This window comes from Polynucleobacter sp. MWH-UH35A (assembly GCF_018687075.1).
Lineage (GTDB): Bacteria > Pseudomonadota > Gammaproteobacteria > Burkholderiales > Burkholderiaceae > Polynucleobacter.
This window is the reverse complement of sequence record NZ_CP061285.1, coordinates 48,654-74,066: the sequence shown is the minus strand read 5'-3', so window position 1 is coordinate 74,066 and position 25,413 is coordinate 48,654. Positions and strand designations below refer to the sequence as shown.

The 25,413-nt window shown below is 46.2% G+C and carries 36 protein-coding genes; all 36 read right to left on the bottom strand.

Going from position 1 to position 25,413, the window contains the following annotated elements; translation table 11 throughout:
- Positions 1-14 precede the first annotated feature (14 nt).
- A complete protein-coding gene (dsbD, locus tag ICV36_RS00450; protein ID WP_215400603.1) occupies positions 15-1,700 on the bottom strand; it encodes a protein-disulfide reductase DsbD in 1,686 nt (561 codons plus the stop codon).
- On the bottom strand, positions 1,697-2,056 hold the full coding sequence (cutA, locus tag ICV36_RS00445) for a divalent-cation tolerance protein CutA (protein WP_215400602.1): 360 nt from the start codon (positions 2,054-2,056) through the stop codon (positions 1,697-1,699). Before cutA ends, dsbD begins: the two co-directional genes overlap by 4 nt.
- A 69-nt stretch (positions 2,057-2,125) precedes the next feature.
- Complete coding sequence (gene rplQ, locus ICV36_RS00440; protein ID WP_215384400.1) at positions 2,126-2,521, bottom strand: 50S ribosomal protein L17; 396 nt, start codon at positions 2,519-2,521, stop codon at positions 2,126-2,128.
- A gap of 16 nt (positions 2,522-2,537) precedes the next feature.
- Positions 2,538-3,518, bottom strand: a complete 981-nt coding sequence (rpoA, locus tag ICV36_RS00435) for a DNA-directed RNA polymerase subunit alpha (protein ID WP_215400601.1) — start codon at positions 3,516-3,518, stop codon at positions 2,538-2,540.
- A 23-nt stretch (positions 3,519-3,541) separates the two neighbouring features.
- Positions 3,542-4,165, bottom strand: coding sequence for a 30S ribosomal protein S4 (gene rpsD, locus ICV36_RS00430; RefSeq protein WP_215400600.1), 624 nt, complete (start codon positions 4,163-4,165; stop codon positions 3,542-3,544).
- 118 nt (positions 4,166-4,283) lie between these two features.
- Entirely contained in the window at positions 4,284-4,691 is a 408-nt protein-coding gene (rpsK, locus tag ICV36_RS00425) for a 30S ribosomal protein S11 (protein ID WP_215316691.1), read from the bottom strand.
- Between the two features lie 18 nt (positions 4,692-4,709).
- Entirely contained in the window at positions 4,710-5,075 is a 366-nt protein-coding gene (gene rpsM / locus ICV36_RS00420) for a 30S ribosomal protein S13 (RefSeq protein WP_015420253.1), read from the bottom strand.
- Positions 5,076-5,099: 24 nt separating this feature from the next.
- Positions 5,100-5,216, bottom strand: a complete 117-nt coding sequence (gene rpmJ / locus ICV36_RS00415) for a 50S ribosomal protein L36 (RefSeq protein WP_012357167.1) — start codon at positions 5,214-5,216, stop codon at positions 5,100-5,102.
- 34 nt (positions 5,217-5,250) lie between these two features.
- A complete protein-coding gene (gene infA / locus ICV36_RS00410) occupies positions 5,251-5,469 on the bottom strand; it encodes a translation initiation factor IF-1 (RefSeq protein WP_068320132.1) in 219 nt (72 codons plus the stop codon).
- A gap of 4 nt (positions 5,470-5,473) precedes the next feature.
- A complete protein-coding gene (secY, locus tag ICV36_RS00405; RefSeq protein ID WP_215400599.1) occupies positions 5,474-6,811 on the bottom strand; it encodes a preprotein translocase subunit SecY in 1,338 nt (445 codons plus the stop codon).
- Positions 6,812-6,827: 16 nt separating this feature from the next.
- On the bottom strand, positions 6,828-7,268 hold the full coding sequence (gene rplO / locus ICV36_RS00400; RefSeq protein ID WP_068320126.1) for a 50S ribosomal protein L15: 441 nt from the start codon (positions 7,266-7,268) through the stop codon (positions 6,828-6,830).
- 27 nt (positions 7,269-7,295) lie between these two features.
- Positions 7,296-7,484: a 50S ribosomal protein L30 gene (rpmD, locus tag ICV36_RS00395; RefSeq protein WP_015420249.1), complete on the bottom strand. Its 189-nt coding sequence runs from the start codon at positions 7,482-7,484 to the stop codon at positions 7,296-7,298.
- A gap of 24 nt (positions 7,485-7,508) precedes the next feature.
- Positions 7,509-8,027, bottom strand: a complete 519-nt coding sequence (rpsE, locus tag ICV36_RS00390) for a 30S ribosomal protein S5 (protein WP_068947703.1) — start codon at positions 8,025-8,027, stop codon at positions 7,509-7,511.
- A gap of 18 nt (positions 8,028-8,045) precedes the next feature.
- On the bottom strand, positions 8,046-8,399 hold the full coding sequence (gene rplR / locus ICV36_RS00385) for a 50S ribosomal protein L18 (RefSeq protein ID WP_215400598.1): 354 nt from the start codon (positions 8,397-8,399) through the stop codon (positions 8,046-8,048).
- Between the two features lie 13 nt (positions 8,400-8,412).
- Positions 8,413-8,946: a 50S ribosomal protein L6 gene (rplF, locus tag ICV36_RS00380; RefSeq protein ID WP_215400597.1), complete on the bottom strand. Its 534-nt coding sequence runs from the start codon at positions 8,944-8,946 to the stop codon at positions 8,413-8,415.
- A gap of 10 nt (positions 8,947-8,956) precedes the next feature.
- A complete protein-coding gene (gene rpsH / locus ICV36_RS00375) occupies positions 8,957-9,352 on the bottom strand; it encodes a 30S ribosomal protein S8 (RefSeq protein ID WP_215400596.1) in 396 nt (131 codons plus the stop codon).
- Between the two features lie 24 nt (positions 9,353-9,376).
- A complete protein-coding gene (rpsN, locus tag ICV36_RS00370) occupies positions 9,377-9,682 on the bottom strand; it encodes a 30S ribosomal protein S14 (protein ID WP_071464445.1) in 306 nt (101 codons plus the stop codon).
- Between the two features lie 9 nt (positions 9,683-9,691).
- A complete protein-coding gene (gene rplE / locus ICV36_RS00365) occupies positions 9,692-10,234 on the bottom strand; it encodes a 50S ribosomal protein L5 (protein ID WP_215400595.1) in 543 nt (180 codons plus the stop codon).
- Positions 10,235-10,250: 16 nt separating this feature from the next.
- Positions 10,251-10,559, bottom strand: a complete 309-nt coding sequence (gene rplX, locus ICV36_RS00360) for a 50S ribosomal protein L24 (RefSeq protein ID WP_015420242.1) — start codon at positions 10,557-10,559, stop codon at positions 10,251-10,253.
- Positions 10,560-10,568: 9 nt separating this feature from the next.
- Positions 10,569-10,937, bottom strand: coding sequence for a 50S ribosomal protein L14 (gene rplN / locus ICV36_RS00355; RefSeq protein WP_072582069.1), 369 nt, complete (start codon positions 10,935-10,937; stop codon positions 10,569-10,571).
- A gap of 183 nt (positions 10,938-11,120) precedes the next feature.
- The gene (gene rpsQ / locus ICV36_RS00350; protein WP_011901909.1) at positions 11,121-11,390 is read right to left on the bottom strand and encodes a 30S ribosomal protein S17; all 270 of its coding nucleotides are present in this window, start codon (positions 11,388-11,390) and stop codon (positions 11,121-11,123) included.
- 12 nt (positions 11,391-11,402) lie between these two features.
- Entirely contained in the window at positions 11,403-11,597 is a 195-nt protein-coding gene (gene rpmC, locus ICV36_RS00345) for a 50S ribosomal protein L29 (RefSeq protein WP_068320118.1), read from the bottom strand.
- Between the two features lie 14 nt (positions 11,598-11,611).
- A complete protein-coding gene (gene rplP / locus ICV36_RS00340; RefSeq protein ID WP_011901907.1) occupies positions 11,612-12,025 on the bottom strand; it encodes a 50S ribosomal protein L16 in 414 nt (137 codons plus the stop codon).
- 2 nt (positions 12,026-12,027) lie between these two features.
- On the bottom strand, positions 12,028-12,855 hold the full coding sequence (gene rpsC / locus ICV36_RS00335) for a 30S ribosomal protein S3 (RefSeq protein WP_215400594.1): 828 nt from the start codon (positions 12,853-12,855) through the stop codon (positions 12,028-12,030).
- Positions 12,856-12,863: 8 nt separating this feature from the next.
- Positions 12,864-13,196: a 50S ribosomal protein L22 gene (rplV, locus tag ICV36_RS00330; RefSeq protein ID WP_198929325.1), complete on the bottom strand. Its 333-nt coding sequence runs from the start codon at positions 13,194-13,196 to the stop codon at positions 12,864-12,866.
- Between the two features lie 7 nt (positions 13,197-13,203).
- The gene (gene rpsS / locus ICV36_RS00325; RefSeq protein ID WP_011901904.1) at positions 13,204-13,482 is read right to left on the bottom strand and encodes a 30S ribosomal protein S19; all 279 of its coding nucleotides are present in this window, start codon (positions 13,480-13,482) and stop codon (positions 13,204-13,206) included.
- A 19-nt stretch (positions 13,483-13,501) separates the two neighbouring features.
- Positions 13,502-14,332 (bottom strand): 50S ribosomal protein L2, encoded by an 831-nt coding sequence (gene rplB / locus ICV36_RS00320; RefSeq protein WP_215400593.1) that lies wholly within the window; start codon positions 14,330-14,332, stop codon positions 13,502-13,504.
- Between the two features lie 2 nt (positions 14,333-14,334).
- Positions 14,335-14,649, bottom strand: a complete 315-nt coding sequence (rplW, locus tag ICV36_RS00315; RefSeq protein WP_215400592.1) for a 50S ribosomal protein L23 — start codon at positions 14,647-14,649, stop codon at positions 14,335-14,337.
- Positions 14,646-15,266, bottom strand: a complete 621-nt coding sequence (gene rplD, locus ICV36_RS00310; RefSeq protein ID WP_114639433.1) for a 50S ribosomal protein L4 — start codon at positions 15,264-15,266, stop codon at positions 14,646-14,648. The genes rplW and rplD overlap by 4 nt, the downstream gene beginning before the upstream one ends.
- An 11-nt stretch (positions 15,267-15,277) precedes the next feature.
- Positions 15,278-15,934 carry a 50S ribosomal protein L3 gene (rplC, locus tag ICV36_RS00305; protein WP_215401499.1) on the bottom strand — a complete coding sequence of 219 codons (657 nt, stop codon included), beginning with the start codon at positions 15,932-15,934 and terminating at the stop codon, positions 15,278-15,280.
- Between the two features lie 197 nt (positions 15,935-16,131).
- Positions 16,132-16,443: a 30S ribosomal protein S10 gene (gene rpsJ, locus ICV36_RS00300; RefSeq protein ID WP_011901899.1), complete on the bottom strand. Its 312-nt coding sequence runs from the start codon at positions 16,441-16,443 to the stop codon at positions 16,132-16,134.
- 133 nt (positions 16,444-16,576) lie between these two features.
- Positions 16,577-17,767, bottom strand: coding sequence for an elongation factor Tu (tuf, locus tag ICV36_RS00295; RefSeq protein ID WP_068320082.1), 1,191 nt, complete (start codon positions 17,765-17,767; stop codon positions 16,577-16,579).
- Between the two features lie 50 nt (positions 17,768-17,817).
- Positions 17,818-19,920 (bottom strand): elongation factor G, encoded by a 2,103-nt coding sequence (gene fusA, locus ICV36_RS00290; RefSeq protein ID WP_215400591.1) that lies wholly within the window; start codon positions 19,918-19,920, stop codon positions 17,818-17,820.
- Positions 19,921-19,947: 27 nt separating this feature from the next.
- A complete protein-coding gene (gene rpsG / locus ICV36_RS00285; RefSeq protein WP_068320103.1) occupies positions 19,948-20,418 on the bottom strand; it encodes a 30S ribosomal protein S7 in 471 nt (156 codons plus the stop codon).
- Positions 20,419-20,592: 174 nt separating this feature from the next.
- Positions 20,593-20,973, bottom strand: a complete 381-nt coding sequence (gene rpsL / locus ICV36_RS00280) for a 30S ribosomal protein S12 (protein ID WP_068947691.1) — start codon at positions 20,971-20,973, stop codon at positions 20,593-20,595.
- A 176-nt stretch (positions 20,974-21,149) separates the two neighbouring features.
- On the bottom strand, positions 21,150-25,412 hold the full coding sequence (rpoC, locus tag ICV36_RS00275) for a DNA-directed RNA polymerase subunit beta' (RefSeq protein ID WP_215400590.1): 4,263 nt from the start codon (positions 25,410-25,412) through the stop codon (positions 21,150-21,152).
- Between the last annotated feature and the right edge of the window lies 1 nt (position 25,413).

The window sequence follows — 25,413 nt, the reverse complement described above, 5'->3', positions numbered from 1 at the left end:
GCTTTATAACTGCTTTAATTTTTCAAAACATTCTTGAGGCGCTCAACAAAGCGCTGTGGTGGCATGTAGCCAATCACTCGCTGATCTTTTAGCTCTTCCGAATATAGATTAAAAATCAATATTCCTGGTGGGCCAAATAACCCAAAGCGCTTAAGCAATGCCTGGTTCTCTGGGCTATTAGCAGTGACATCTGCTTGCAATAAAACAAACTGGTTTAGCTCTTTGCTAACCTCCGGATTTGCAAAAGTATTCACTTCCATTTCCTTGCAACTGATACACCAATCCGCATAAAAATCGAGGAGTACTAATTTCTTTTCTGCTTGCGCTTTGCTAAGTTGTGCATCAAGTTCCGCCGGTGACTGAATTACTACAAAAGATAAATCTCCGACCCGATGAATGCCTTGACCATAGATTGATTTAACCGATCCGGTGGATTCATTTTTCTGAATTAATGGTGAAGCAATCCATGCGGCAGTTGCCACCAATAAAACTCCTAGGGTGCGCTGTAACCAAACCATCCAGATACCCGTCGAGGGAATCAAGATGCGGGCCTCAATCGCAATAAAGAGGAGCGGCAACCCCATTCCTAGGGCCATTACAAAGAGTAGTCCTGCGCCCAGGCTCATAGAGCCAGTTTGCGCAATAAAGGCCAGAACACCTGCTAGAGGGGCTGTAATGCATGGGCTAGCCACTAAGGTTGAGATACCGCCTAAAGCAAAAGCACCAAATGCGCTGCCGCCCTTTTGGCGTCCCGCCAACTTATCGATATGCTGATGCCATGATTGCGGTAAACGCAGGTCGTACAGACCAAACAAGCTGCCTGAAAGAGCCACAAGCAATAAGGCAAAAGTAGCCAGGGCAAATGGGCTTTGTAGGGCACGTTGCACACTACCGCCTAGGGCCGCCATGAGCACCCCAGCCAAAGCATAGACCAAGGCCATACCCAAGACGTAGGCCAGAGCCAGGATACTGGCACGACCCTTAGAAATGGCTTTGCCACCCTGAGTACCGAAGATGACGCTCGACAAAATAGGGAGCATCGGCAGCACACAAGGCGTAAACGCCAATGCCAGCCCCAAAACAAAGAAGGCTAAAAATAAATAAGCAGTAGATGTGTTTTCTAAAAAACGTCCGATTGCATTCACATCATCACGTTCACGCCATAAATCCGCCAAGCTGAATTGACTACCCTCCCCACTTGCTTGAGTATGAATTGAGTTGGCGCCATCCAAGATATCTGGTATCGGAGCTGCTTTCACGCTAGGACCTGCCAACAAAAATTTGAGGGTCATAGGTGGGTAACAAATGCCAGCCTCTGCACACCCCTGAAGAGTGATCTCTAAATGAATGGGTTGCCCAATTACAGGTTTGACATCTAGAAAAACTAAAAATGGCTCTTTATAAACCTGTAGTTTTTTCTGAAAAGTTTCATCAAATTTCTCTACACCCTTTGCTAGCTCAGGCCTGATATTACTTAGCTTTCCAGGCTGATTTCCCGCTTGGAACTTAAGAGATTCTTGGTAAATGTAATAGCCTTTGGCAGGCAAAAATTCCAACTCAATCTGATTCGAATTCTCCAGCCACGTAGCCTCCACTCGAAATGCTTTTTCTGGAGGCAAGAAATCTTGCGCAGCAAATACTTGCGCAGATAGCAGTAGCAATAGCGCAAAAATCTTTGTCAGAAAAGAATGTAATTTCATGACTTCGAATTTACCTCAGACTCGACCCACTTGCCGTATTGCATTTCATATTGCTCCGGGGGAAAAGCCAATATTTCTGGAAGTTCATATGGGTGTGCGCTTTGTATAAAAGCAGAGATCTCAGCCCATTTCGCCAGGGTGGTTTTTGCAGACAACAAAACCTCTTGCTCCTCACAAACCTTACCTTCCCAGCGGTAAATTGAGCGAACTCCTTCAGTAATTTGTACACAAGCCGCTAGATTCTGCTCAACCAAGGCACGAGCCAAGCTTCTAGCGGCCTCCATATTCGGAAGGCTAGTTACAACCACCAAAAGCTTGCTGGGATTGATGGGATTGACTGGGGAGGTTTCAGACATTCTGTATTTATAACCTGATAAGCAAAAAAGCCAGACCGAGGCCTGGCTTTTTTATCGCAACTGAGAGACTTAAGCCTCTTCAGCTACTGCCGCTGTTTCTTCAACTTCTGGGCGATCTACCAACTCAACCAAAGCCATTGGTGCATTGTCGCCATGACGGAAGCCAAACTTCAAAATACGAAGGTAGCCACCTGGACGTGTTGCGTAACGTGGGCCAAGTTCTGTAAAGAGCTTAGTCACGATATCGCGATCACGAGTACGATTAAATGCTAGGCGACGGTTTGCTAAGTTGTCTTTTTTACCCAAGGTAATCAAAGGCTCCACAACCATGCGCAATTCTTTTGCTTTTGGCAAAGTCGTTTTAATGACTTCGTGCTCCAAGAGTGAATTGGACATGTTGCGCAGCATCGCCAAGCGATGTGATGATGTTCTGTTTAGTTTGCGTAAGCCGTTTCCGTGACGCATGATGCTTCCTTTCTAATTATTTCTCGAGGTTAGCTGGAGGCCAGCTTTCGAGTTTCATGCCAAGACTTAAGCCACGAGCCGCCAAAACATCTTTAATTTCATTCAAAGATTTGCGACCTAGATTAGGCGTCTTCAACAATTCATTCTCTGTACGTTGAATCAAGTCACCGATGTAGTAAATATTCTCAGCCTTCAAGCAGTTTGCAGAGCGCACTGTTAACTCGAGGTCATCTACCGGACGCATCAACATTGGATCAACCATTGAAGAGCGGCTTGGTGCCATATCACCAGAAACTTCGCTGCTCTCAAGAGCTGCGAATACAACTAACTGATCAACCAAGATGCTAGCTGCCTGACGAATTGCTTCTTCAGGAGACAACACACCATTCGTTTCGATAGTCATTACTAAACGATCGAGGTCGGTACGTTGCTCAACACGAGCAGACTCAACAGCATAACTAACACGGCTTACCGGACTGAATGAAGCATCCAATACGATGCGGCCAATAATCTTCGTTGCTTCGTCGCTATATTGACGTACGTTACCTGGGACATAGCCACGGCCTTTTTCTACCTTGATCTGCATGTCCAACTTACCACCTGCTGACAGGTGAGCGATCACATGGTCAGGGTTCATGATTTCTACATCATGTGGCAAATCGATATCTTTTGCAGTAACAAGGCCTGGGCCTTCTTTACGCAAATTGATAGTAACTTCGTCACGTGACTGCAACTTAAATACAATACCTTTGAGGTTCAACAAGAGGTTTACAACGTCCTCTTGAACTCCATCTAATGTGGAGTACTCATGAACAACACCAGCAATAGCTACTTCAGTTGGCGCATAACCAACCATCGAGGACAAGAGTACGCGACGTAATGCATTTCCGAGTGTGTGGCCATAGCCACGCTCGAACGGCTCCATAACAACCTTAGCTTGGTTGGCGGTAAGCGCTTCAACAGAAATAATCTTTGGCTTGAGCAAATTTGTTTGCATATTTTTTCCTTGAGAGTGCCTAATTAACGTGAATACAATTCGACGATCAAACTTTCATTAATTTCACCGCTAATATCTTCGCGGTCAGGCACTTGCTTAAATGTTCCTTCCAGCTTGGCTGCGTCAACTGATACCCAAGTAACAGCCGCCATTTGTCCAACCAAATTGAGAGATTCTGTAATACGGGCTTGCTTCTTCGCTTTTTCACGAATCGCAACTACATCACCAGGTTTAACCTGAATTGATGGAATATTTACAGGCTGGCCATTGAGCAAAATTGCGCAATGAGAAACCAACTGACGTGCTTCAGCGCGAGTAGAACCAAAACCCATGCGATAAACCACGTTATCCAAACGTGACTCGAGCAATTGGAGCAATGTTTCACCAGTGTTGCCCTTACGACGCTCAGCTTCTGCGAAGTAACGACGGAATTGACGCTCTAATACGCCATAGATACGCTTAACCTTTTGCTTTTCACGCAATTGATTACCGTAATCAGATGTTCTTGAGCCAGATGTGCGTCCATGTTGACCAGGCTTAGTATCTAACTTGCACTTGTCTGACAGGGCGCGACGTGCGCTCTTTAAAAATAAGTCGGTACCTTCCCGACGTGCTAATTTGGCCTTAGGCCCTAAGTAACGTGCCACGATGCTTTCCTTTCTTTGCCGCAGTCTTGCGACCGGCGGTGAGTTCGCCCTTTAAATCAGGCGAACAGTGGGCTTTAATAAAAAACTACTGAAACTGTTGTACTGCCAACTTCCAAGCTTAGATACGACGACGCTTTGGAGGACGGCAACCGTTATGTGGAACTGGAGTTACGTCTTGAATCTCAGTGATCTTGATGCCTAATGAGTTCAATGCACGAACTGCTGATTCACGACCTGGGCCTGGGCCTTTGATCTGAACTTCCAAGTTCTTAATACCGCATTCAATTGCTACCTTACCAGCAACTTCTGCAGCTACTTGAGCAGCAAAAGGAGTTGATTTACGTGAGCCTTTGAAGCCCTGGCCGCCAGAAGTTGCCCATGAAAGCGCATTTCCTTGACGATCAGTGATCGTAATAATGGTGTTATTAAAAGAAGCGTGAACGTGTGCAATACCGTCAGCAACGTTCTTTTTAACTTTCTTACGAGCGCGCTGTGAAGCGGCTGCAGCAGATTTTTGTTGTGCCATGTCAATAAACTTTCTTGATTATTTCTTTAGTTGCACGCCAGACTTACGTGGGCCCTTACGGGTGCGCGCATTAGTCTTGGTACGCTGACCACGTACAGGCAAGCCCTTGCGATGACGTACGCCACGATAGCAACCTAAGTCCATCAAACGCTTGATGCTCATAGTTACTTCACGACGAAGGTCACCTTCGGTAATGAATTTACCCACTTCATCACGCAACTTTTCCAAGTCACCGTCAGTAAGGTCTTTCACTTTTTTGTCGATTGCAACACCTGTGGTTTCACAAATTTTGCGAGCACGAGTTGTGCCAATACCAAAAATTGCTGTTAAACCGATAACAGTATGTTGATGATTTGGGATATTTACCCCAGCGATACGTGCCATGAGATTTCCTCTTAATTAACCAGATCAGCCTTGACGCTGCTTATGACGTGCGTCTGAAGAACAGATCACGCGCACAACGCGTTTGCGCTTAATGATCTTGCAATTTCTGCAAATACACTTAACGGATGCTAAAACTTTCATAACTCACCTCTTAAAAATAGGTACTACTTAATCTTTACTTCGCACGGAAAATGATTCTGGCGCGTGTCAGGTCGTAAGGAGTCATCTCCACCGTCACCTTATCTCCCGGCAAAATACGGATGTAGTGCATCCGCATCTTTCCAGAAATGTGCCCAAGAACCACATGTCCGTTTTCCAGCTTCACGCGAAACATCGCGTTCGGCAAATTCTCTACAACTTCTCCCGCCATCTGAATTACATCGTCTTTAGACATTCAGTTAAGCGCCCATCTTAAAGTTGGCTTTTTTCATCAAAGAGCCGTACTGCTGCTGCATAACGAATGACTGAACTTGAGCCATGAAATCCATTGCAACAACCACAATAATCAACAATGAAGTACCGCCGAAATAAAACGGCACGTTGTACTTCAATACCAAGAATTCTGGCAACAAGCAAACCAGAACCATATAAATAGAACCCGCTAGAGTCAAACGCACCAAGATCTTATCGATGTAACGTGCTGTTTGGTCACCTGGACGAATACCTGGAACGAATGCGCCACTCTTCTTCAAATTCTCAGCAGTCTCACGGCTATTAAATACCAATGCTGTATAGAAGAAACAGAAGAAAATAATCGCAGCTGCGTACAGAATCGTGTACACAGGTTGGCCTGGAGCCAAAGTTGCAGCCAAGTCCTTAATCATTCTGCTGAACATATTGGTTGGCTCGCCTGATGTGAACCAGCCAGCAATCGTTGCAGGAAACAAAATAATTGAAGAAGCAAAAATTGGAGGGATAACGCCTGCCATATTCAACTTCAATGGGAAGTAAGAAGATTGGCCGCCGTAGATCTTGTTGCCAACTTGACGCTTAGCGTAATTCACCAAGATACGACGCTGACCGCGCTCTACAAACACTACAAAATAAGTCACTGCCACGCAAATTACAACAATAAGCAATGCGGAAACAATGTTCATTGAGCCAGTACGCACTAGCTCTAATAAGCTTGCCAAAGCATTTGGCAAACCAGAAACAATACCGCCAAAAATGATGATAGAAATACCGTTACCCAAACCACGTTCAGTAATTTGCTCGCCTAGCCACATCAAAAACATCGTGCCAGTCACCAAAGTAACTACAGTATTCAGTTCAAACATTAAACCTGGATTGATAACCAAACCTGGTTGAGCTTGCAAGGCAACAGAAATACCTAATGCCTGGAATGTAGCCAAGAACACAGTACCGTAGCGTGTGTACTGAGTAATCTTGCGCTGTCCAGCTTGACCTTCTTTTTTCAAAGACTCCAAGGATGGCACAACAATAGTCATTAACTGCATGATGATCGATGCAGAAATGTAAGGCATGATTCCCAAAGCAAATACAGTAAAGCGAGATAAAGCACCGCCTGAAAATAGATTGAACATTCCCAAGATGCCATCTTTTTGGCCTGAGAACAACTGTGCCAATTGGTCCGGATCAATTCCAGGAACAGGAATATGCGCACCCAAACGGAACACGAGCAAAGCCAACACCAGGAAGACTAAGCGTTGGCGTAATTCGCCAAACTTGCCACCTGATGCTGCGGTGCTTGCGTTATTGGTAGGTGCTAATGCCATATCTACTAAAAACCTATTAAGCCAATTCAACCAGTTTGCCGCCAGCCGCTTCAATAGCTGCTTTAGCACCAGCAGTTGCTGTGATGCCCTTGAGGGTTACAGCAATCTTGAGTTCACCAGTCTTGATAACTTTCACTGCATTGATCTGCTCACCAGCAAAACCATGAGCCTTCAATACCAATAAGTCCACTTCTGGCAAATTGATTTTTGCTAAGTCGTTCAAAGTAATTTGACCAACATGACGACGTGTCAAAGACACGAAACCGCGTTTTGGCAAACGACGATACATAGGCATCTGACCGCCTTCAAATCCAACCTTGTGGAAACCACCAGAACGGGATTTTTGACCTTTGTGACCACGGCCAGCAGTTTTGCCAAGACCAGAACCAATGCCGCGACCAACGCGACGACGGTTTTTCTTGGAGCCTTCTGCAGGTTTAATTGTGTTGAGTTGCATATTCTTCGCCTATTTACTTGCTAGTTATTAGCCAATGACTTTAACTAGATAAGAAACTTTATTAATCATGCCGCGAACAGCTGGAGTGTCTTCCAATTCAGAAACAGAATTGATGCGACCAAGGCCTAAGCCACGTACAGTTGCACGATGGCTTTCGCGTGTACCGATCAAGCTGCGTACTAATTGCAGTTTGACTTTGGAGTTAGATGTTGTCATTTATTGATTCCTAATCTTTAGGTCTTAGCCGAGAATCTCTTCAACTGACTTACCGCGCTTAGCAGCAATCTCAGCAGGAGTACTCATCTTGCTCAAACCATCAATGGTTGCACGAACCAAGTTGTATGGGTTTGTTGAGCCGAGTGACTTAGCAACCACGTTCGTTACACCCATTACGTCGAAAATCGCACGCATTGGGCCGCCAGCAATAATTCCAGTACCGTCTTTAGCTGGAGAAATCAAAACGCGTGATGCGCCATGTTGACCAGTAACAGTGTGCTGCAAAGTACCTTTACGCAAGGAAACTTTGATCATCTTGCGACGAGCTTCGTCCATTGCTTTTTGAACAGCAACTGGAACTTCTTTAGATTTTCCTTTGCCCATGCCGATGCGGCCATCGCCATCGCCAACTACTGTGAGTGCAGCGAAGCCGAGAATACGACCACCCTTAACCACTTTAGTTACACGATTAACAGCAATCATCTTCTCGCGAAGACCATCATCACGCTCTTCGTTTTGCATCTTAGTTTGCATTTTTGCCATGTTTTTTCCTAAACCCTATTAGAACTTCAGGCCGGCTTCACGCGCAGCTTCAGCTAAGGCCTTAATACGGCCGTGGTAACGATGACCGGAACGATCAAATGCAACATCAACAACGCCTGCCTTAACAGCACGCTCAGCAACTAACTTGCCGATTTGTTTAGCCGCTTCAGCGTTACCGCCGTTTTTGATCGCTTGGCGCATATCTTTTTCCATTGTTGAAGCAGCTGCTACAACCTTGGTTCCGCATGGGCTATAAACCTGAGCAGAAATATGGGAGTTGCTACGGATAACTGTTAAGCGATTTGCCAATGCTTCGGCAATGCGAATACGAGTCTGCCTAGCGCGTCTTTGTCTGGATTCGTCTTTATTCATTTTCTAATCTCGCTTACTTCTTCTTAGTTTCTTTCAGATGCACAACCTCATCCACGTAGCGAACACCTTTGCCCTTATATGGCTCTGGTGAACGGTATGCGCGAACTTCAGCTGCGACCTGGCCAACTTGCTGCTTGTTGGAACCTTTAATGATGATTTCTGTTTGCGATGGAGTCTCAGCCTTCACACCCTTTGGCAGGTTGTAAATAATGTCGTGTGAGAAACCCAACTGCAATTTCAATGTTTCGCCCTGAGCAGCAGCACGGTAACCAACGCCTACCAAGCTAAGCTTGCGCTCAAAGCCAGTAGTTACGCCAACAACCATGTTGTTAACCAAAGCACGGGCAGTACCTGACTGAGCACCAGCTTCTGGTGTGTCGTTATTCAAAACAACTGTCAGTACGCCATCTTCTTGTTTCAAACCAACAGAAGGATGCAAGTTATGTGTCAAAGTGCCCAATGGACCTTTAACAGTAATGTTTGCACCGTTGATGCTGATCTCAGCGCCCTTAGGAACTGGAATTGGTGATTTACCTACGCGGGACATATTTCGCTCCTTAAGCTACGTAGCAAATAACTTCGCCGCCCACGCCTGTTGCACGTGCTTTACGGTCTGTCATTACGCCTTGAGGGGTTGAAATAATTGCAATGCCCAAGCCATTCATTACTTCTGGAATGTCATGACGGCCTTTATAGATACGCAGACTTGGTGTCGAAACACGGTCAATACGCTCGATAACAGGACGGCCTGCATAGTATTTGAGATCAATGTGGAGCACTGGTTTAGCTGCCTCACCTTTGACTTCGAAACTTTCAATATAGCCTTCATCTTGCAAAACTTTTGCGATGGCTACTTTAACTTTTGACGACGGCATCAAGACTACGGGTTTCTGCACTGCTTGCGCATTGCGGATCCTTGTCAACATGTCGGCGATTGGATCGCTGATACTCATGAGTTCTCCTAATTCTTTCGCCGCTTACCAGCTGGCCTTGGTTAAACCGGGGATTTCGCCACGGAAGGCGATTTCACGAATCTTGCTACGGGCCAAACCGAATTTACGGAATGTGCCACGTGGACGACCGGTTAATGAACAACGATTTCTTTGACGAATCGGGCTTGCGTTACGTGGAAGTGCCTGTAGCTTCAAGCGAGCTTCATAGCGCTCTTCATCGCTGCGTGATTGATCAGCAATGATCGCTTTGAGTTCAGCACGCTTGGCAGCGTACTTCTCTACAGTTTTTGCGCGCTTATTCTCGCGCTCAATTAGGGATAGTTTTGCCACGTTAGCCTCTTAATTGCGGAAAGGGAATTTGAATGCCGCCAACAAAGCTTTTGCTTCTTCGTCGGTTTTAGCAGTCGTCGTAATACTGATATTGAGACCACGGAGGGCATCAATTTTGTCGTATTCGATTTCAGGGAAAATGATCTGTTCTTTAACGCCGATGTTGTAGTTGCCGCGGCCGTCAAATGCTTTACCAGAAATACCGCGGAAGTCGCGTACGCGTGGCAATGCAACAGTAACGAAACGATCCAAAAATTCGTACATGCGTGCACCACGCAATGTCACCATGGCACCGATTGGATAGCCTTGACGAATCTTGAAACCTGCAATCGCTTTTTTAGCTTTAGTTACCACTGGCTTTTGACCTGCAACCTTAGTTAAATCGCCAACTGCATTTTCGATAATTTTCTTGTCGTTCACTGCATCGCCCAAGCCCATGTTCAGGGTAACTTTGGTGATACGTGGAACTTCCATTACAGATTTGTAACCAAATTTGGTGATCAAATCTGCAACTACTTTAGATTGATAGTGTTCTTGAAAACGTGTGCTCATAATTTCTCCGTGCCCCTTATGCGCTTAAAGTTGCGCCAGTAGTTTTGAGGAAACGCTGCTTTTTACCGTCAACGAGTTTGATACCAACACGTGATGGTTTGCCGTTACCGTCAACCAAAGCCACATTAGAAATGTGAACAGGCATCGTCTTGTCAATCATGCCGCCAGTAACACCGGCCGCTGGATTTGGCTTAACGCTCTTTTTGTAAATATTTACGCCTTCGATCACTAACTTGTTCTCGAGAACGGCAGTAACAGTTCCTTGCTTGCCCTTATCGCGGCCAGTCAACAGAACTACGGAATCACCTTTACGAATCTTTTTCATATCAGCCTCTTAAATAACTTCGGGGGCGAGAGAAACGATCTTCATGAACTTTTCAGTACGCAACTCACGCGTTACTGGTCCAAAGATACGTGTGCCAATTGGCTCTAACTTAGCGTTGAGCAATACCGCAGCGTTGCCATCGAACTTAATCAATGAACCATCTGGACGGCGAACACCCTTAGCTGTTCTTACAACAACAGCGTTATAAATATCACCTTTTTTTACACGGCCACGTGGAGCAGCAGACTTAACGCTGACTTTGATGACATCACCGATACTGGCGTAACGACGCTTAGAGCCGCCTAATACCTTGATGCACAACACTTCACTAGCGCCTGTGTTATCGGCAACCTGTAATCTACTTTCGGTTTGTATCATTTCTAATCCCCAACTTATTAGCCAAAGGCAAACAGTCTTGGTTCCGTCTATGGGCTTTAACGAAAGCTAAAACCCGGAATTAATGAAAAACACTGCTTCTCCAATAAAACTAGAGAAGCCTTCTATTCTACTACGTAAAACAGGGATTTGGGAAGAATCTTCGCCAAAATCCCGAATATTTCTTTAAATACCCTTTGAAGCCTCAACCAAACGGGTCACAACCCAAGATTTAGTGCGTGAAATTGGCTTAGATTCAGCAATTTCAACGGTATCACCCATCTTATATGTGCCAGCTTCGTCATGCGCATGGTACTTTTTAGACTGGCCAACATACTTACCAATCACTGGATGCTTAACTTGACGCTCAACCAACACCGTCACAGTTTTTTGCATTTTGTCGCTAACAACACGTCCCACGAGGGTACGGCGCAAGGGTTTAGATAATTCTGTCATATCCCTTTTTCCTTATTTCTGTGCAGTCTTTTGGGCGATAAAAGTCTTCACACGAGCGATATCGCGCTTATTTTTACCCAATTGGCTGGTATTTGTGAGTTGCTGAGTACCTTTTTGCATGCGGAGCTTAAAACCGGTCTTAAGCAACTCGGTCAACTCTGCATTCAAAGCGTTCAGATCTTTTGAAGCTAATTCTGTATTTTTCATAATCTCTATCCCGATCAACCTAAGTGGCGAATCACGAAAGTGGTCTGTAAAGGCAACTTAGCAGCAGCCAGCTTGAAAGCTTCGCGCGCCAATTGCTCATCAACACCGTCCATCTCGTAGAGCACTTTGCCTGGTTGAATTTCAGCTACGTAGTACTCTGGGTTACCTTTACCGTTACCCATACGTACTTCAGCAGGTTTTTGTGAAATTGGCTTATCTGGGAAAATGCGAATCCAAATACGGCCACCACGTTTAATGTGACGAGTCATTGCACGACGTGCTGACTCAATTTGACGAGCAGTCAAACGACCACGGCCAACGGCCTTCAATCCAAAGTCACCAAAGGCTACAGAACTACCGCGTGTTGCCACGCCAGTGTTACGGCCTTTTTGTTCCTTACGATACTTGCGACGCTTTGGTTGTAGCATGCTTACTCTCCTGACTTCTGCGTATCTGCGGCAGGTGTTTCAACCTTACGCACACGCTTTACTGCTGGTTTAGCAGCAACTAATGGCTTGTCTGTGCCAGCGGCTGGTTTACGAGCAGCTGTCTTGCTTGGAGCACGACGAGTTTTCTTTTCTTCGGCAGCTGGTTCAGTAGCTTGTGCGGCAACTTGAGCTTCTGCACCACGACCCAATGTGTCACCTTTGTATACCCAAACTTTTACACCGATGATGCCGTATGTTGTTTCCGCTTCAGAAGTTGCGTAATCAATATCAGCCTTCAATGTATGAAGTGGAACGCGACCTTCACGGTACCATTCGCGACGAGCAATCTCAGCACCGTTCAAACGACCTGATGACATGATCTTGATACCTTGTGCGCCAAGACGCATTGCATTTTGCATTGCACGCTTCATTGCACGACGGAACATAATGCGCTTCTCTAACTGTTGAGTAATAGAGTCAGCAATCAATTGCGCATCAACTTCTGGCTTGCGAATTTCTTCGATGTTCACATGAACAGGAACGCCCATACGCTTTTGTAATTCGCGGCGGAGCACTTCAATATCCTCGCCCTTTTTACCAATTACAACGCCTGGACGTGAGCTATAAATAGTGATGCGTGCATTCTTCGCAGGACGCTCGATCACCACTTTGCTTACGGAAGCATTTTTCAACTTCTTCTTCAAATAGCTGCGGACATCTACGTCCTCTTTCAGCATCTTTGCGAAGTCAGTATTGTTTGCATACCAACGTGATGTCCAATTCTTCGTTACCGCGAGTCGGAATCCGGTGGGGTTTATCTTTTGGCCCATATATTTCCTTAGTTACTCAAGGTCACGCTAATGTGACAAGTTTGTTTTTCAATTTGATTGCCACGACCCTTAGCGCGTGCGGTAAAGCGCTTCAATGAAGTGCCTTTATCAACAATAATTGCTGAAACCTTGAGCTCATCAATGTCGGCACCTTTATTGTGTTCAGCATTGGCCACTGCGGACTCAACCACTTTTTTCACAATGAAGGCAGCTTTCTTGGGGCTGAAGTTCAAAATGTTTAATGCGCGAGCAATCGGCAAACCACGGATTTGGTCTGCGACCAAACGTGTCTTTTGCGCAGAAATGCGGGCACCCTTGTGAATAGCTTTAACTTCCATCATCATCCCCTTACTTCTTCGTTACTTTCTTGTCAGCAGCGTGACCTTTGAAAGTACGGGTCAAGGCAAATTCGCCTAACTTATGACCCACCATGTTTTCTGATACATATACCGGAACGTGTTGACGACCGTTATGTACAGCAATCGTCAGACCAATAAAGTCTGGGAGGATTGTTGAACGGCGTGACCAAGTTTTGATCGGCTTCTTGTCTTTGTTGGCTTGAGCAACTTCAACTTTTTTTACTAAGCTGGCGTCGCAGAATGGGCCTTTTTTAGCTGAACGTGTCATATCTATTTATCCTTATCGCTTAACGTTTTTGACGACGTTGAACGATCATCGAAGTTGTACGCTTATTGCGACGTGTGCGATAACCTTTGGTTGGAGTGCCCCATGGAGATACAGGTACGCGGCCTTCGCCAGTTCTACCTTCACCACCACCGTGTGGGTGATCTACTGGGTTCATTGCCACACCGCGAACGGTTGGGCGAATACCACGCCAGCGATTTGCACCTGCTTTACCAATTTGACGCAAGCTGTGCTCTTCGTTACCAACTTCACCAATAGTGGCGCGGCACTCAATCAGAACACGGCGAACTTCACCGGAGCGCAAACGCACTTGAGCGTATACACCCTCACGAGCCAACAATACTGCTGAACCACCGGCGGAACGCGCAACTTGCGCACCTTTGCCTGGCATGATTTCTACACAGTGAATAGTGCTACCAACTGGAATATTACGAATAGGCAAGTTATTACCAGATTTGATTGGCGCTTCAGAGCCATTCATGATTGCTTGGCCAACGGTCATGCCTTTAGCGGCAGGGATGTAACGACGCTCGCCATCAGCAAACACGATCAATGCAATATTTGCACTGCGGTTTGGATCGTATTCCAAGCGCTCAACTTTTGCTGGAATGCCATCTTTGTCGTTGCGTTTAAAGTCAACAACACGATAGTGATGCTTATGACCACCACCCTTATGACGGGTAGTGATATGACCATTATTGTTACGACCCGCTTTTTGGAATTGTGGCTCTACCAACGCTGCAAAAGGCTTACCTTTGTGCAGGTCAGGATTTACCACCTTGACCATTGAACGACGACCTGGTGAGGTCGGTTTTGTCTTCATCAAAGGCATGATTAATTCGCCTCCGCTTCAAAGTTAATTTCTTGACCTGGCTTCAAATTCACATAGGCCTTCTTAGCGTGGTCACGACGACCTTCAAAACGGCCATAGCGCTTTGGCTTACCTTTTTGATTCACGATTTGAACTGAGTCAACTTGCACTTTGAAGAGCAATTCAACTGCTTGTTTCACGTCGGTCTTGTTAGCGTCGCGAGCAACTTGGAAAACTACTTGTTCGTTTTTCTCTGCAACCATAGTTGCTTTCTCAGAAATAACGGGACCAAGCAGAACCTTCATCAGGTTGTGATCGTTTTTACGGACTTGGCTCATTTCAGCAACTCCTCAATTTTTGCGATCGCTGCTTTGCTTACCAATACTTTTTTGTATTGAACCAAAGCTAATGGATCAGCGTGCTGTGGCTCAACCACGGCAACTTTATGCAAGTTACGTGATGCCAAGTACAAATTCTCGCTAACTTGATCAACGATGATCAAGACTGAATCCAAGCCCATTGCTTTCACTTTTTCAGCTAAAACTTTAGTCTTTGGAGCATCAAGATTGAATTGATCAACAACATTCAAACGACCTTCGCGAGCTAATTGAGACAAAATAGATCTCATACCAGCGCGATACATTTTCTTGTTTACTTTTTGGCTGAAATTCTCTTCTGGAGAATTCGGGAATATACGACCACCTCCACGCCACAGCGGGGAAGAGCTCATACCAGCACGGGCACGACCAGTGCCTTTTTGACGCCAAGGTTTCTTGGTTGTGTGCTTAACTTGCTCACGGTCTTTTTGTGCACGGTTACCGCTACGTGCATTCGCTTGGTACGCCACTACAACTTGGTGTACCAATGCTTCGTTATATTCACGTTCGAATACTTCTGGTGAAGCTTGTACGCCTGCACCTAAAGTACCGTTGTCCTGGAGAAGCTTAAGTTCCATATTCGCTCTCCTTATTTCTTCTTCAACGGTGTCTTCACCGCTGGAGTAACAATAACTTTACCGCCTAGGGCGCCTGGAATAGCGCCTTTAACCATGATGAGATTGCGTTCTGCATCAATGCGTGCGATGACTAAATTTTGAACTGTACGTGTAACGTCACCCAAGTGACCGGTCATACGCTTACCAGGGAAAACACGACCTGGATCTTGCGCCATACCGATTGAGCCTGGTACGTTATGTGAACGTGAGTTACCGTGGGATGCACGACCAGAAGCGAAGTGATAACGCTTGATGGTGCCTGCGTAGCCCTTACCGATAGATACGCCTTGTACGTCCACCTTTTGACCAGCAGTAAACGCAGTGTCAGCAGGAATTACTTGTCCTGGTGTCATTTCTGCGATTTTTGCTGCATCTAATTGGAATTCGTTGAGAGCGTTACCAGCCATCACTCCTGCTTTAGCGAAGTGACCAGCCATTGCTTTGGTAACGCGAGTAGCTCTACGTGTGCCATGTGCCAACTGGATAGCGTCATAGCCATCAGTTGCCTGGGTCTTGATTTGAGCGACTCTGTTGTCACTCACGTCGATTACGGTGACAGGAATCGCTTCCCCTTCGTCCGTAAATAGACGGGTCATGCCGACCTTGCGGCCGATTAAGCCTAAGCTCATATTCATGCTCCACGCCGACTTCGATTGGTCGGCAAAATTAATTTAAGTGATTTACAAGTAAAAGTACTTCTAAATCAATAACTTACAACGTTTTTAATGCTGATAAAACCAAGATTTTCGCCCAAATTATTGAGCGAAGCCTTAGATTCTATCCCGAAATACCGATCTTGACAAGCAAAAAGACCGGAAACAACAAATTACTGCAACTTAATTTCGACGTCCACGCCTGCTGGGAGGTCTAATTTCATCAAAGCATCTACGGTTTTCTCTGTAGGATCAACGATATCCATCAAACGGAGATGGGTACGGATCTCTAACTGATCGCGAGATGTCTTGTTCACGTGTGGTGAACGCAAGATATCAAAACGCTCGATACGGGTTGGCAAAGGCACTGGACCCTTAACCACCGCACCAGTACGCTTAGCTGTATCAACGATTTCAGCCGCAGACTGGTCAATCAAACGGTAATCAAATGCTTTAAGGCGAATACGAATTTTTTGGTTTTGCATATTAATTCCAAAGAGCGTTGTGGTGCTGCCACGTTATAAAACTAAAGAGCACGGTGACATCAGCAGCACTGATGTCACCGGTTAGCAAACCGCTAAATATTATTTACTTCTACTTCTTAAATCTGTTTACTACTTAAGCCAAAATCTTTGCAACCACGCCGGCGCCAACAGTACGGCCACCTTCACGGATCGCAAAACGTAAACCTTCTTCCATCGCGATAGGAGCGATGAGTTTTACGGTAATGGTTACGTTATCACCAGGCATCACCATTTCTTTGTCTTTTGGCAACTCGATTGAACCAGTTACGTCCGTAGTGCGGAAGTAGAACTGTGGACGATAGTTGTTAAAGAATGGAGTATGACGGCCACCTTCATCTTTACCCAAGATGTAAACCTCGGCTGTAAAGTGAGTATGTGGAGTGATTGAACCTGGCTTAGCCAATACTTGGCCGCGCTCAACTTCTTCACGTTTTGTACCGCGTAACAAGATACCCACGTTATCGCCTGCTTGACCTTGGTCGAGCAATTTGCGGAACATTTCAACACCAGTACAAGTGGTCTTGAGGGTTGGTTTGATACCAATGATTTCGATCTCTTCGCCCACTTTGATGATGCCGCGCTCGATACGACCGGTTACTACAGTACCGCGACCGGAGATAGAGAACACGTCTTCTACTGGCATCAAGAACGCGCCGTCAACAGCACGCTCTGGAGTTGGGATGTAAGAGTCAAGGGCTTCAGCCAATTTCATGATGGCTTCTTTACCCAATTTGCCTTCGTCGCCTTCTAAGGCTAACTTAGCAGAACCTTGGATGATTGGTGTGTCATCGCCAGGGAAGTTGTACTTAGACAAAAGCTCACGAACTTCCATTTCAACGAGTTCTAACAATTCAGCGTCATCAACCATGTCGCACTTGTTCAAGAACACGACGATGTAAGGAACGCCCACTTGGCGTGCCAAGAGGATGTGCTCACGAGTTTGTGGCATTGGGCCGTCAGCAGCAGAACATACCAAAATAGCACCGTCCATCTGAGCAGCACCAGTAATCATGTTCTTGACGTAGTCAGCATGTCCTGGGCAGTCAACGTGAGCGTAGTGACGATTTGCAGTCTCGTACTCAACGTGTGCAGTATTAATCGTAATACCACGGGCTTTTTCTTCTGGAGCAGCATCGATCTGATCGTATGCTTTTGCTTCGCCACCGAATGCTTTAGAAAGCACGGTTGCGATTGCTGCTGTCAAAGTAGTTTTACCGTGGTCAACGTGACCGATGGTGCCTACGTTTACGTGCGGTTTTGTCCGCTCGAATTTTTCTTTTGCCATTTTTGTCTGCCTTCTTTAGCTAGTCAATATTCAAAATTAATGTGGATAAATTACTTCGCTTTAGCAGCCATAACTGCTTCAGCAACGTTCTTCGGTGCTTCGGAATAATGCTTAAATTCCATGGTGTAAGTAGCGCGACCTTGGGTCAACGAGCGCAAGCCAGTTGAGTAACCAAACATCTCTGCCAATGGCACTTCAGCACGAACGATCTTGCCGCCGCCTGGAATGTCATCCATACCTTGCAAAATACCGCGACGTGATGAGAGGTCACCCATTACGTTGCCCATGAAATCTTCTGGTGTTTCTACTTCAACAGCCATCATCGGCTCAAGCAACACAGGGGCTGCCTTGCGCATACCGTCTTTGAATGCCATAGAACCCGCCATCTTAAATGCGTTTTCATTGGAGTCAACGTCATGGTATGAACCGAAGAACAAAGTTGCTTTGATATCTACAACTGGGTAGCCAGCCAAAATACCGGAGTTCAATGTTTCGATAATGCCTTTTTCAACTGCAGGGATATATTCGCGAGGAACAACACCGCCCTTAATTGCATCAACGAATTCAAAACCTTTGCCTGGCTCTTGTGGCTCGAGCTTCAAGACCACGTGTCCATACTGACCACGACCACCAGACTGCTTAACGAATTTACCTTCGATCTCTTCGCAAACCTTGCGAATAGTTTCGCGGTAGGCAACTTGTGGCTTACCAACAGTTGCTTCAACACCAAATTCACGCTTCATGCGATCAACCAAAATTTCCAAGTGGAGCTCGCCCATACCGGAAATAATGGTTTGGCCTGACTCTTCATCAGTCTTCACGCGGAAAGAAGGGTCTTCTTGTGCCAAACGGTTTAAAGCAAGGCCCATTTTCTCTTGGTCAGCTTTTGTCTTTGGCTCAACAGCTTGGGAGATCACTGGCTCTGGGAATACCATGCGCTCCAAGACAACGATGCTGTCTGGATCACACAATGTTTCGCCAGTAGTTGCGTCTTTCAAACCAACAGCTGCAGCGATGTCGCCCGCAAAAACTTCTTTAATCTCTTCACGTTCATTTGCGTGCATTTGCAGCAAACGACCAACACGTTCTTTTTTACCCTTGATTGGGTTGTAGATCGTATCGCCAGATTTCATTACACCTGAGTAAACGCGGAAGAAGATGAGCTGACCAACAAATGGGTCGGTCATGATCTTAAATGCCAATGCTGAGAATTTCTCATCGTCAGATGCTTTACGAACTGCAGGTGTACCGTCTTCTAATTCACATGGAACTGGAGGAACGTCTAATGGGGAAGGCAGCAACTCAACTACAGCATCTAACATCGCCTGAACGCCTTTGTTTTTAAATGCTGTTCCGCACAACATTGGAACGATTTCATTTGCAATGGTACGTTGACGCAATGCTTTTTTGATTTCTTCTTCGGTCAAGCCTTCGCCGCCGAGATATTTTTCCATCAACTCTTCTGAGCTTTCTGCCGCAGCTTCGAGCATTTTTTCGCGCCATTCTTCAGCAGACGCTTGCAACTCAGCAGGAATATCTTCGTAAGTGAACTTAGTACCTTGTGAAGCCTCATCCCAAATGACGGCCTTCATCTTTACTAGATCAATAACGCCTTTGAAGTTTTCTTCAGCACCGATAGGAATTTGAATCAAGATTGGATTCGCTTTGAGGCGAGTTCTCATCTGTTCGTAAACTTTGAAGAAGTTCGCGCCAGTACGGTCCATCTTGTTAACAAACGCTAAACGTGGAACTTGGTACTTGTTAGCTTGACGCCAAACTGTTTCAGACTGAGGCTGTACACCACCTACCGCACAGTAAACCATGCAAGCGCCATCTAAAACGCGCATTGAACGCTCAACCTCAATAGTGAAGTCTACGTGTCCTGGGGTATCAATAATATTGATACGGTGCTCTGGCATATTGCCTGCCATACCCTTCCAGAATGTTGTAGTAGCAGCAGAGGTAATCGTGATGCCACGCTCTTGCTCTTGCTCCATCCAGTCCATGGTTGCAGCGCCGTCATGAACTTCACCAATCTTGTGATTAACACCGGTGTAGAACAAAACGCGTTCTGTAGTTGTTGTTTTACCTGCGTCAATGTGCGCAGAAATACCGATATTGCGGTATTTGTCGATAGGGGTTTTACGTGCCACTGTTGGTGCCTTTTCTTGACTATTTGATTAGAAGCGGAAATGTGAGAAAGCTTTATTAGCTTCTGCCATACGGTGAACTTCTTCACGCTTCTTCATTGCGCCGCCACGACCTTCAGCAGCCTCTAATAATTCGTTGGCTAAACGTTGAGCCATTGATTTCTCGCCACGCTTCTTAGCGGCTTCACGCAACCAGCGCATTGCCAAAGCGGAACGACGTGATGGACGAACTTCAACAGGAACTTGATAGTTAGCACCGCCAACACGACGGCTCTTTACCTCAACCATTGGCTTAACGTTACCCATGGCTGTTGAAAAAATTTCTAGTGGTTCTTTATTTGCTTTTTTCTCGATGTGATCAAAGGCACCGTAAACGATACGCTCTGCAACCGATTTCTTGCCGTCCAACATGAGGACGTTCATGAATTTAGCTACTTCTACATTACCGAATTTTGGATCCGGCAAAATTTCCCGTTTGGGAACTTCACGACGACGTGGCATAACTACTCCTTCAGTTCAGTTAGGGGTGACCAACATGGAACACCCACTCCGGCTGTCCTACTATTTAGAAAAATTTCTAAACGGAACAGCCACTTACTTGCCTTTTGAGTCTGACAAAAATGACTTACTGCACTGTCCTACTACCAATCCTACAACTGCTTAATGACAGAAAAATTAAGCAGCTTTCTTAGCGCGCTTAGCACCGTATTTAGAACGGGCCTGCTTACGATCTTTAACGCCTTGTAAGTCCAAAGAACCGCGAACGATGTGATAACGCACACCTGGCAAGTCCTTTACACGACCACCGCGGATCAACACTACTGAGTGTTCCTGGAGGTTATGGCCTTCACCACCAATGTATGAAATGACTTCAAAACCATTGGTTAAGCGAACTTTGGCTACTTTACGCAGCGCAGAGTTAGGCTTTTTAGGAGTAGTGGTGTACACACGTGTACAAACACCACGGCGCTGCGGGCTGTTTTGCAGCGCAGGGCTCTTGCTTTTAACGGTAAGCCTTGTTCTTGGCTTGCGTAATAGTTGATTAATTGTTGGCATAAAATAGCTCGGTTAGTACTTCTTTGTTGCTTTCTTCAAGAAAATCAATGACTTAGACAAATCCTAGGTCAAAAAGACCCTCTTCTGAATCAGTAGAACTCAGCATTCTAGCTTGGCCAGCCTTTTCCGTCAACCTTGAAGGAAAAAACTGGCCATTTCTGGCCAGAATTACCAAATTAGCTCGGATCAGCCTCCCCAGTAGGAGCAACGACTTCGGCCTCGACTTCCACAGGCATATTGGCCATTGCCTCCTCTTCAGCGGCAATCATTTGAGCGCGATCACGTTCAAATTGCTCTCTGACCTTGCGTGCACGACGATAAGACAAGCCGGTACCAGCAGGAATCAGGCGACCAATAATGACGTTTTCCTTGAGGCCACGGAGCGTATCGGTTTTGCCCATAATTGCGGCTTCGGTCAATACGCGAGTGGTTTCTTGGAAAGAAGCCGCTGAAATGAAGCTGTCGGTCGACAAGGATGCCTTCGTAATACCTAGCAACACGTTATCGAACTGAGCTGGGTGCTTACCTTGGGCAATCACAGCGTCGTTAGCGTCATACAACTTAGAACGCTCCACTTGTTCACCAGTGATGAATGATGTGTCGCCTGGATCAGTTACCTGAACACGACGCAACATCTGACGCACGATCACTTCAATGTGCTTGTCATTGATCTTCACGCCCTGGAGACGATAAACGTCCTGAACTTCGTCAACGATGTAGATGGCCAACTCTTCGATACCTTTGAGAGTCAAGATGTCATGTGGATCGGCAGGGCCTTCCACAATCATCTCGCCCTTGTTCACAACTTGACCGTCGTGAACGAGAACTTGTTTCTCTTTAGGAATCAAGAATTCATTAGCTTCACCGTCCATATCGGTAATTACCAAACGCTGTTTACCTTTGGTTTCTTTACCGAAGGAAACTGTTCCAGTAACTTTCGCCAATACAGCTGCATCTTTTGGTGAACGTGCCTCGAACAATTCTGCAACGCGTGGCAAGCCACCGGTAATGTCGCGAGTCTTTTGTGATTCGATTGGAATACGCGCCAATACTTCACCCACTTCGACCTTCTGACCATCTTTAACAGTAATCAAGGCGCCCACTTGGAGGCCAATGTTTACTGGATGATCAGTGCCAGCGATCATGACGTCATTGCCCTTGTCATCAATCAAATTGATCACTGGGCGAACGCCTTTGCTTGCTGCAGAACGACGCTTACCGTCAATCACCACCAAAGTGGAAAGGCCGGTAACTTCGTCAACCTGTTTAGCAACCGTTACACCTTCTTCAACGTTATCAAAACGAGCAATACCAGCATACTCAGAAATGATTGGACGTGTTAATGGATCCCAGGTTGCCAAGCTTGCGCCGGCCTTAACCGCTGCATCCTCTTTCAACAAGAGGGTTGCACCGTAAGGTACTTTATGGCGCTCACGCTCACGACCGTTTTCGTCAACGATCAAGGCTTCGCCTGAACGTGAAATCACGATCTGCTCACCCTTCGCGTTCTTCACAACACGCATCGTGCCGGAGAACTTCAATGCACCATTGGATTTAGCTTCAATATTGCTTGCAACTAATGCACGTGACGCTGCACCACCAATGTGGAAGGTACGCATAGTCAACTGTGTGCCTGGCTCACCGATGGACTGAGCAGCGATAACACCAACCGCCTCACCAACGTTCACCAAACCGCCGCGACCTAAGTCACGTCCGTAGCACTTCGCGCACAAGCCGAAGCGAGTTAAGCAAGACAATACTGTGCGAACTTTAACTTCATCGATACCCAATGCCACGATTTGATCAACATGATCTTCGTCGAGCAAGGTGTCGTTAGGAACGATAACTTCTTGTGTGTCAGGATGAACGATGTCACCGATACATACACGACCCAAAATACGGTCACGCAATGCTTCGATAATTTCGCCGCCTTCAACAAGCGCTTTCATTGTTACGCCAGAAGTTGCGCCGCAATCTTCTTCAATAACCACGAGGTCTTGAGTTACGTCACACAAACGACGTGTTAAGTAACCAGAGTTTGCTGTCTTTAACGCTGTATCAGCTAGACCTTTACGAGCACCGTGAGTTGAAATGAAGTACTGCAACACGTTCAAACCTTCGCGGAAGTTCGCAGTAATTGGGGTTTCAATGATGGAACCATCAGGCTTAGCCATCAAACCACGCATACCAGCCAACTGACGAATCTGCGCCGCAGATCCACGCGCACCGGAATCCGCCATCATGTAGATGGAGTTAAAGGATTCTTGACGCACAGTTTTGCCGTTACGGTCGAGTACGTCAACGTGTGACAACTCGTCCATCATCGCCTTACCAACTTGGTCACCGGCAGCGCCCCAAATATCAACCACGTTGTTATAACGCTCTTGATTGGTTACCAAGCCTGACATGAACTGCTTGTCATACTCTTTAACCTTTGATGAAGCTTCAGTAATGATGTGATCTTTAGACGTTGGAATCAACATATCGTCGATCGCAACAGAGATACCAGCATTCGTTGCCAAACGGAAACCAGACTGCAAGAGGCGGTCAGCAAAAATCACTGTTTCACGCAAACCGCACTTACGGAATGATGTGTTAATCAAGCGGGAGATTTCTTTTTTCTTCAAAGGCTTGTTAATTTCCTCGAAAGACATGCCTTTAGGCAAAATCTCAGACAAGATTGCACGGCCAACGGATGTTTGATAGATCTTGGTCTTTTCAGCAAAACGCGCATCGCCTTCTGCCTTCTTGTCCACCACCTCATACTCAGTAATACGTACTGCAACACGAGAAGCCAATTCAACTTGGCCCGCTTCGTATGCACGCACTACTTCAGTAATGTTGGCGAAAACCATGCCTTCGCCTTTACCGTTGATCTTGTCACGCGTAGCGTAGTACAGACCCAACACCACGTCCTGCGAAGGAACAATAGATGGCTCGCCGTTAGCTGGGAACAATACGTTGTTGGAAGCCAACATCAATGTACGTGCTTCCATTTGCGCTTCGAGCGACAAAGGAACGTGAACCGCCATTTGGTCACCGTCAAAGTCGGCGTTAAATGCTGCGCAGACTAATGGGTGCAATTGGATTGCTTTACCTTCAATCAGCATTGGCTCGAAAGCCTGAATACCGAGACGGTGCAATGTAGGCGCACGGTTCAACATGATTGGATGTTCACGAATCACTTCTTCGAGAATGTCCCAAACGATTGGCGTCTGACTTTCAACTTCTTTCTTCGCAGCCTTAATCGTGGTTGCGATACCTAAAGTTTCAAGCTTGTTGAAAATGAATGGCTTGAACAATTCCAAAGCCATCAATTTTGGTAAGCCGCATTGATGCAATTTCAATGTAGGGCCAACCACGATGACTGAACGTCCAGAGTAGTCAACGCGTTTGCCCAACAAGTTTTGACGGAAACGACCGCTCTTACCTTTAATCATCTCAGCCAAGGACTTGAGAGGACGCTTGTTAGCGCCAGTCATAGCCTTACCGCGACGACCGTTGTCGAGCAATGAGTCAACCGCTTCTTGCAACATACGTTTTTCGTTACGAACGATGATCTCTGGAGCGCGCAACTCTAACAAACGCTTCAAACGGTTGTTACGGTTAATCACGCGACGATAGAGGTCGTTCAAATCGGAGGTTGCAAAGCGACCGCCATCCAATGGCACCAATGGGCGCAATTCAGGAGGCAATACTGGCAATACTTCCATGATCATCCAGTCAGGCTTAATGCCTGAAGTCTGGAACGCCTCAAGCACTTTTAAGCGCTTAGCGTATTTTTTGATCTTGGCATCACTACCAGTCGCTTTCAAGTCAGCACGAATGGTCTCAACTTCGCGATCGATATCAATCGAACGCAAGAGATCACGAATACCTTCAGCGCCCATGATGGCAGTAAATGCACCGTCACCATACTCTTCAGTCTTAGCAATGTACTCATCTTCAGACATGATCTGACCGCGCTTCATTGCGCCCTCAGGAGTCATGCCAGGATCAACTACAACATATGCTTCAAAGTAAAGAACGCGCTCGATATCACGCAATGTCATATCGAGAACCATACCCAAACGGGATGGGAGCGACTTCAAGAACCAGATGTGCGCAACAGGGGCTGCCAATTCAATGTGGCCCATGCGCTCACGACGTACCTTAGCGAGAGTAACTTCAACGCCGCACTTCTCGCAGATAACGCCACGGAACTTTAAGCGCTTGTACTTGCCGCATAAGCACTCGTAGTCTTTGGTAGGTCCAAAAATCTTGGCGCAGAACAAACCATCACGCTCGGGCTTAAAAGTCCGGTAGTTGATGGTTTCTGGTTTGCGTACTTCACCAAAAGACCATGAGCGAATTTTCTCAGGAGATGCGAGGCCAATTTTGATGACATCAAACTGCTCATCACCCTGCGTTTGCTTAAATAAATCGAGCAATGCTTTCATA

What these genes read in the sequence shown, in the direction of transcription:
- rpmC (WP_068320118.1), bottom strand. Translation starts at nt 11,597, where the DNA reads ATGAAAAATACAGAATTAGCTTCAAAAGATCTGAACGCTTTGAATGCA.
- rplR (WP_215400598.1), bottom strand. Translation starts at nt 8,399, where the DNA reads ATGAATAAAGACGAATCCAGACAAAGACGCGCTAGGCAGACTCGTATT.
- rplB (WP_215400593.1), bottom strand. Translation starts at nt 14,332, where the DNA reads ATGCCTTTGATGAAGACAAAACCGACCTCACCAGGTCGTCGTTCAATG.
- tuf (WP_068320082.1), bottom strand. Translation starts at nt 17,767, where the DNA reads ATGGCAAAAGAAAAATTCGAGCGGACAAAACCGCACGTAAACGTAGGC.
- rplW (WP_215400592.1), bottom strand. Translation starts at nt 14,649, where the DNA reads ATGAGCCAAGTCCGTAAAAACGATCACAACCTGATGAAGGTTCTGCTT.
- rpsE (WP_068947703.1), bottom strand. Translation starts at nt 8,027, where the DNA reads ATGGCAAAAATGCAAACTAAGATGCAAAACGAAGAGCGTGATGATGGT.
- cutA (WP_215400602.1), bottom strand. Translation starts at nt 2,056, where the DNA reads ATGTCTGAAACCTCCCCAGTCAATCCCATCAATCCCAGCAAGCTTTTG.
- rpsS (WP_011901904.1), bottom strand. Translation starts at nt 13,482, where the DNA reads ATGACACGTTCAGCTAAAAAAGGCCCATTCTGCGACGCCAGCTTAGTA.
- rpmJ (WP_012357167.1), bottom strand. Translation starts at nt 5,216, where the DNA reads ATGAAAGTTTTAGCATCCGTTAAGTGTATTTGCAGAAATTGCAAGATC.
- rpsM (WP_015420253.1), bottom strand. Translation starts at nt 5,075, where the DNA reads ATGGCACGTATCGCTGGGGTAAATATCCCAAATCATCAACATACTGTT.
- secY (WP_215400599.1), bottom strand. Translation starts at nt 6,811, where the DNA reads ATGGCATTAGCACCTACCAATAACGCAAGCACCGCAGCATCAGGTGGC.
- rplF (WP_215400597.1), bottom strand. Translation starts at nt 8,946, where the DNA reads ATGTCCCGCGTAGGTAAATCACCAATTCCAGTTCCTAAGGGCGCTGAG.
- rpsC (WP_215400594.1), bottom strand. Translation starts at nt 12,855, where the DNA reads ATGGGCCAAAAGATAAACCCCACCGGATTCCGACTCGCGGTAACGAAG.
- rpsG (WP_068320103.1), bottom strand. Translation starts at nt 20,418, where the DNA reads ATGCCACGTCGTCGTGAAGTTCCCAAACGGGAAATTTTGCCGGATCCA.
- rpmD (WP_015420249.1), bottom strand. Translation starts at nt 7,484, where the DNA reads ATGACAACATCTAACTCCAAAGTCAAACTGCAATTAGTACGCAGCTTG.
- rpoA (WP_215400601.1), bottom strand. Translation starts at nt 3,518, where the DNA reads ATGCAAACAAATTTGCTCAAGCCAAAGATTATTTCTGTTGAAGCGCTT.
- infA (WP_068320132.1), bottom strand. Translation starts at nt 5,469, where the DNA reads ATGTCTAAAGACGATGTAATTCAGATGGCGGGAGAAGTTGTAGAGAAT.
- dsbD (WP_215400603.1), bottom strand. Translation starts at nt 1,700, where the DNA reads ATGAAATTACATTCTTTTCTGACAAAGATTTTTGCGCTATTGCTACTG.
- rplQ (WP_215384400.1), bottom strand. Translation starts at nt 2,521, where the DNA reads ATGCGTCACGGAAACGGCTTACGCAAACTAAACAGAACATCATCACAT.
- rpsH (WP_215400596.1), bottom strand. Translation starts at nt 9,352, where the DNA reads ATGAGTATCAGCGATCCAATCGCCGACATGTTGACAAGGATCCGCAAT.
- rplV (WP_198929325.1), bottom strand. Translation starts at nt 13,196, where the DNA reads ATGATGGAAGTTAAAGCTATTCACAAGGGTGCCCGCATTTCTGCGCAA.
- rplO (WP_068320126.1), bottom strand. Translation starts at nt 7,268, where the DNA reads ATGCAACTCAACACAATTAAACCTGCAGAAGGCTCCAAGAAAAACCGT.
- rpsJ (WP_011901899.1), bottom strand. Translation starts at nt 16,443, where the DNA reads ATGCAAAACCAAAAAATTCGTATTCGCCTTAAAGCATTTGATTACCGT.
- rpsK (WP_215316691.1), bottom strand. Translation starts at nt 4,691, where the DNA reads ATGGCACAACAAAAATCTGCTGCAGCCGCTTCACAGCGCGCTCGTAAG.
- rplC (WP_215401499.1), bottom strand. Translation starts at nt 15,934, where the DNA reads ATGAGCTTAGGCTTAATCGGCCGCAAGGTCGGCATGACCCGTCTATTT.
- rpsQ (WP_011901909.1), bottom strand. Translation starts at nt 11,390, where the DNA reads ATGACAGAATTATCTAAACCCTTGCGCCGTACCCTCGTGGGACGTGTT.
- rpoC (WP_215400590.1), bottom strand. Translation starts at nt 25,412, where the DNA reads ATGAAAGCATTGCTCGATTTATTTAAGCAAACGCAGGGTGATGAGCAG.
- rplX (WP_015420242.1), bottom strand. Translation starts at nt 10,559, where the DNA reads ATGAAAAAGATTCGTAAAGGTGATTCCGTAGTTCTGTTGACTGGCCGC.
- rplE (WP_215400595.1), bottom strand. Translation starts at nt 10,234, where the DNA reads ATGAGCACACGTTTTCAAGAACACTATCAATCTAAAGTAGTTGCAGAT.
- rpsL (WP_068947691.1), bottom strand. Translation starts at nt 20,973, where the DNA reads ATGCCAACAATTAATCAACTATTACGCAAGCCAAGAACAAGGCTTACC.
- rplN (WP_072582069.1), bottom strand. Translation starts at nt 10,937, where the DNA reads ATGATACAAACCGAAAGTAGATTACAGGTTGCCGATAACACAGGCGCT.
- rplP (WP_011901907.1), bottom strand. Translation starts at nt 12,025, where the DNA reads ATGCTACAACCAAAGCGTCGCAAGTATCGTAAGGAACAAAAAGGCCGT.
- rplD (WP_114639433.1), bottom strand. Translation starts at nt 15,266, where the DNA reads ATGGAACTTAAGCTTCTCCAGGACAACGGTACTTTAGGTGCAGGCGTA.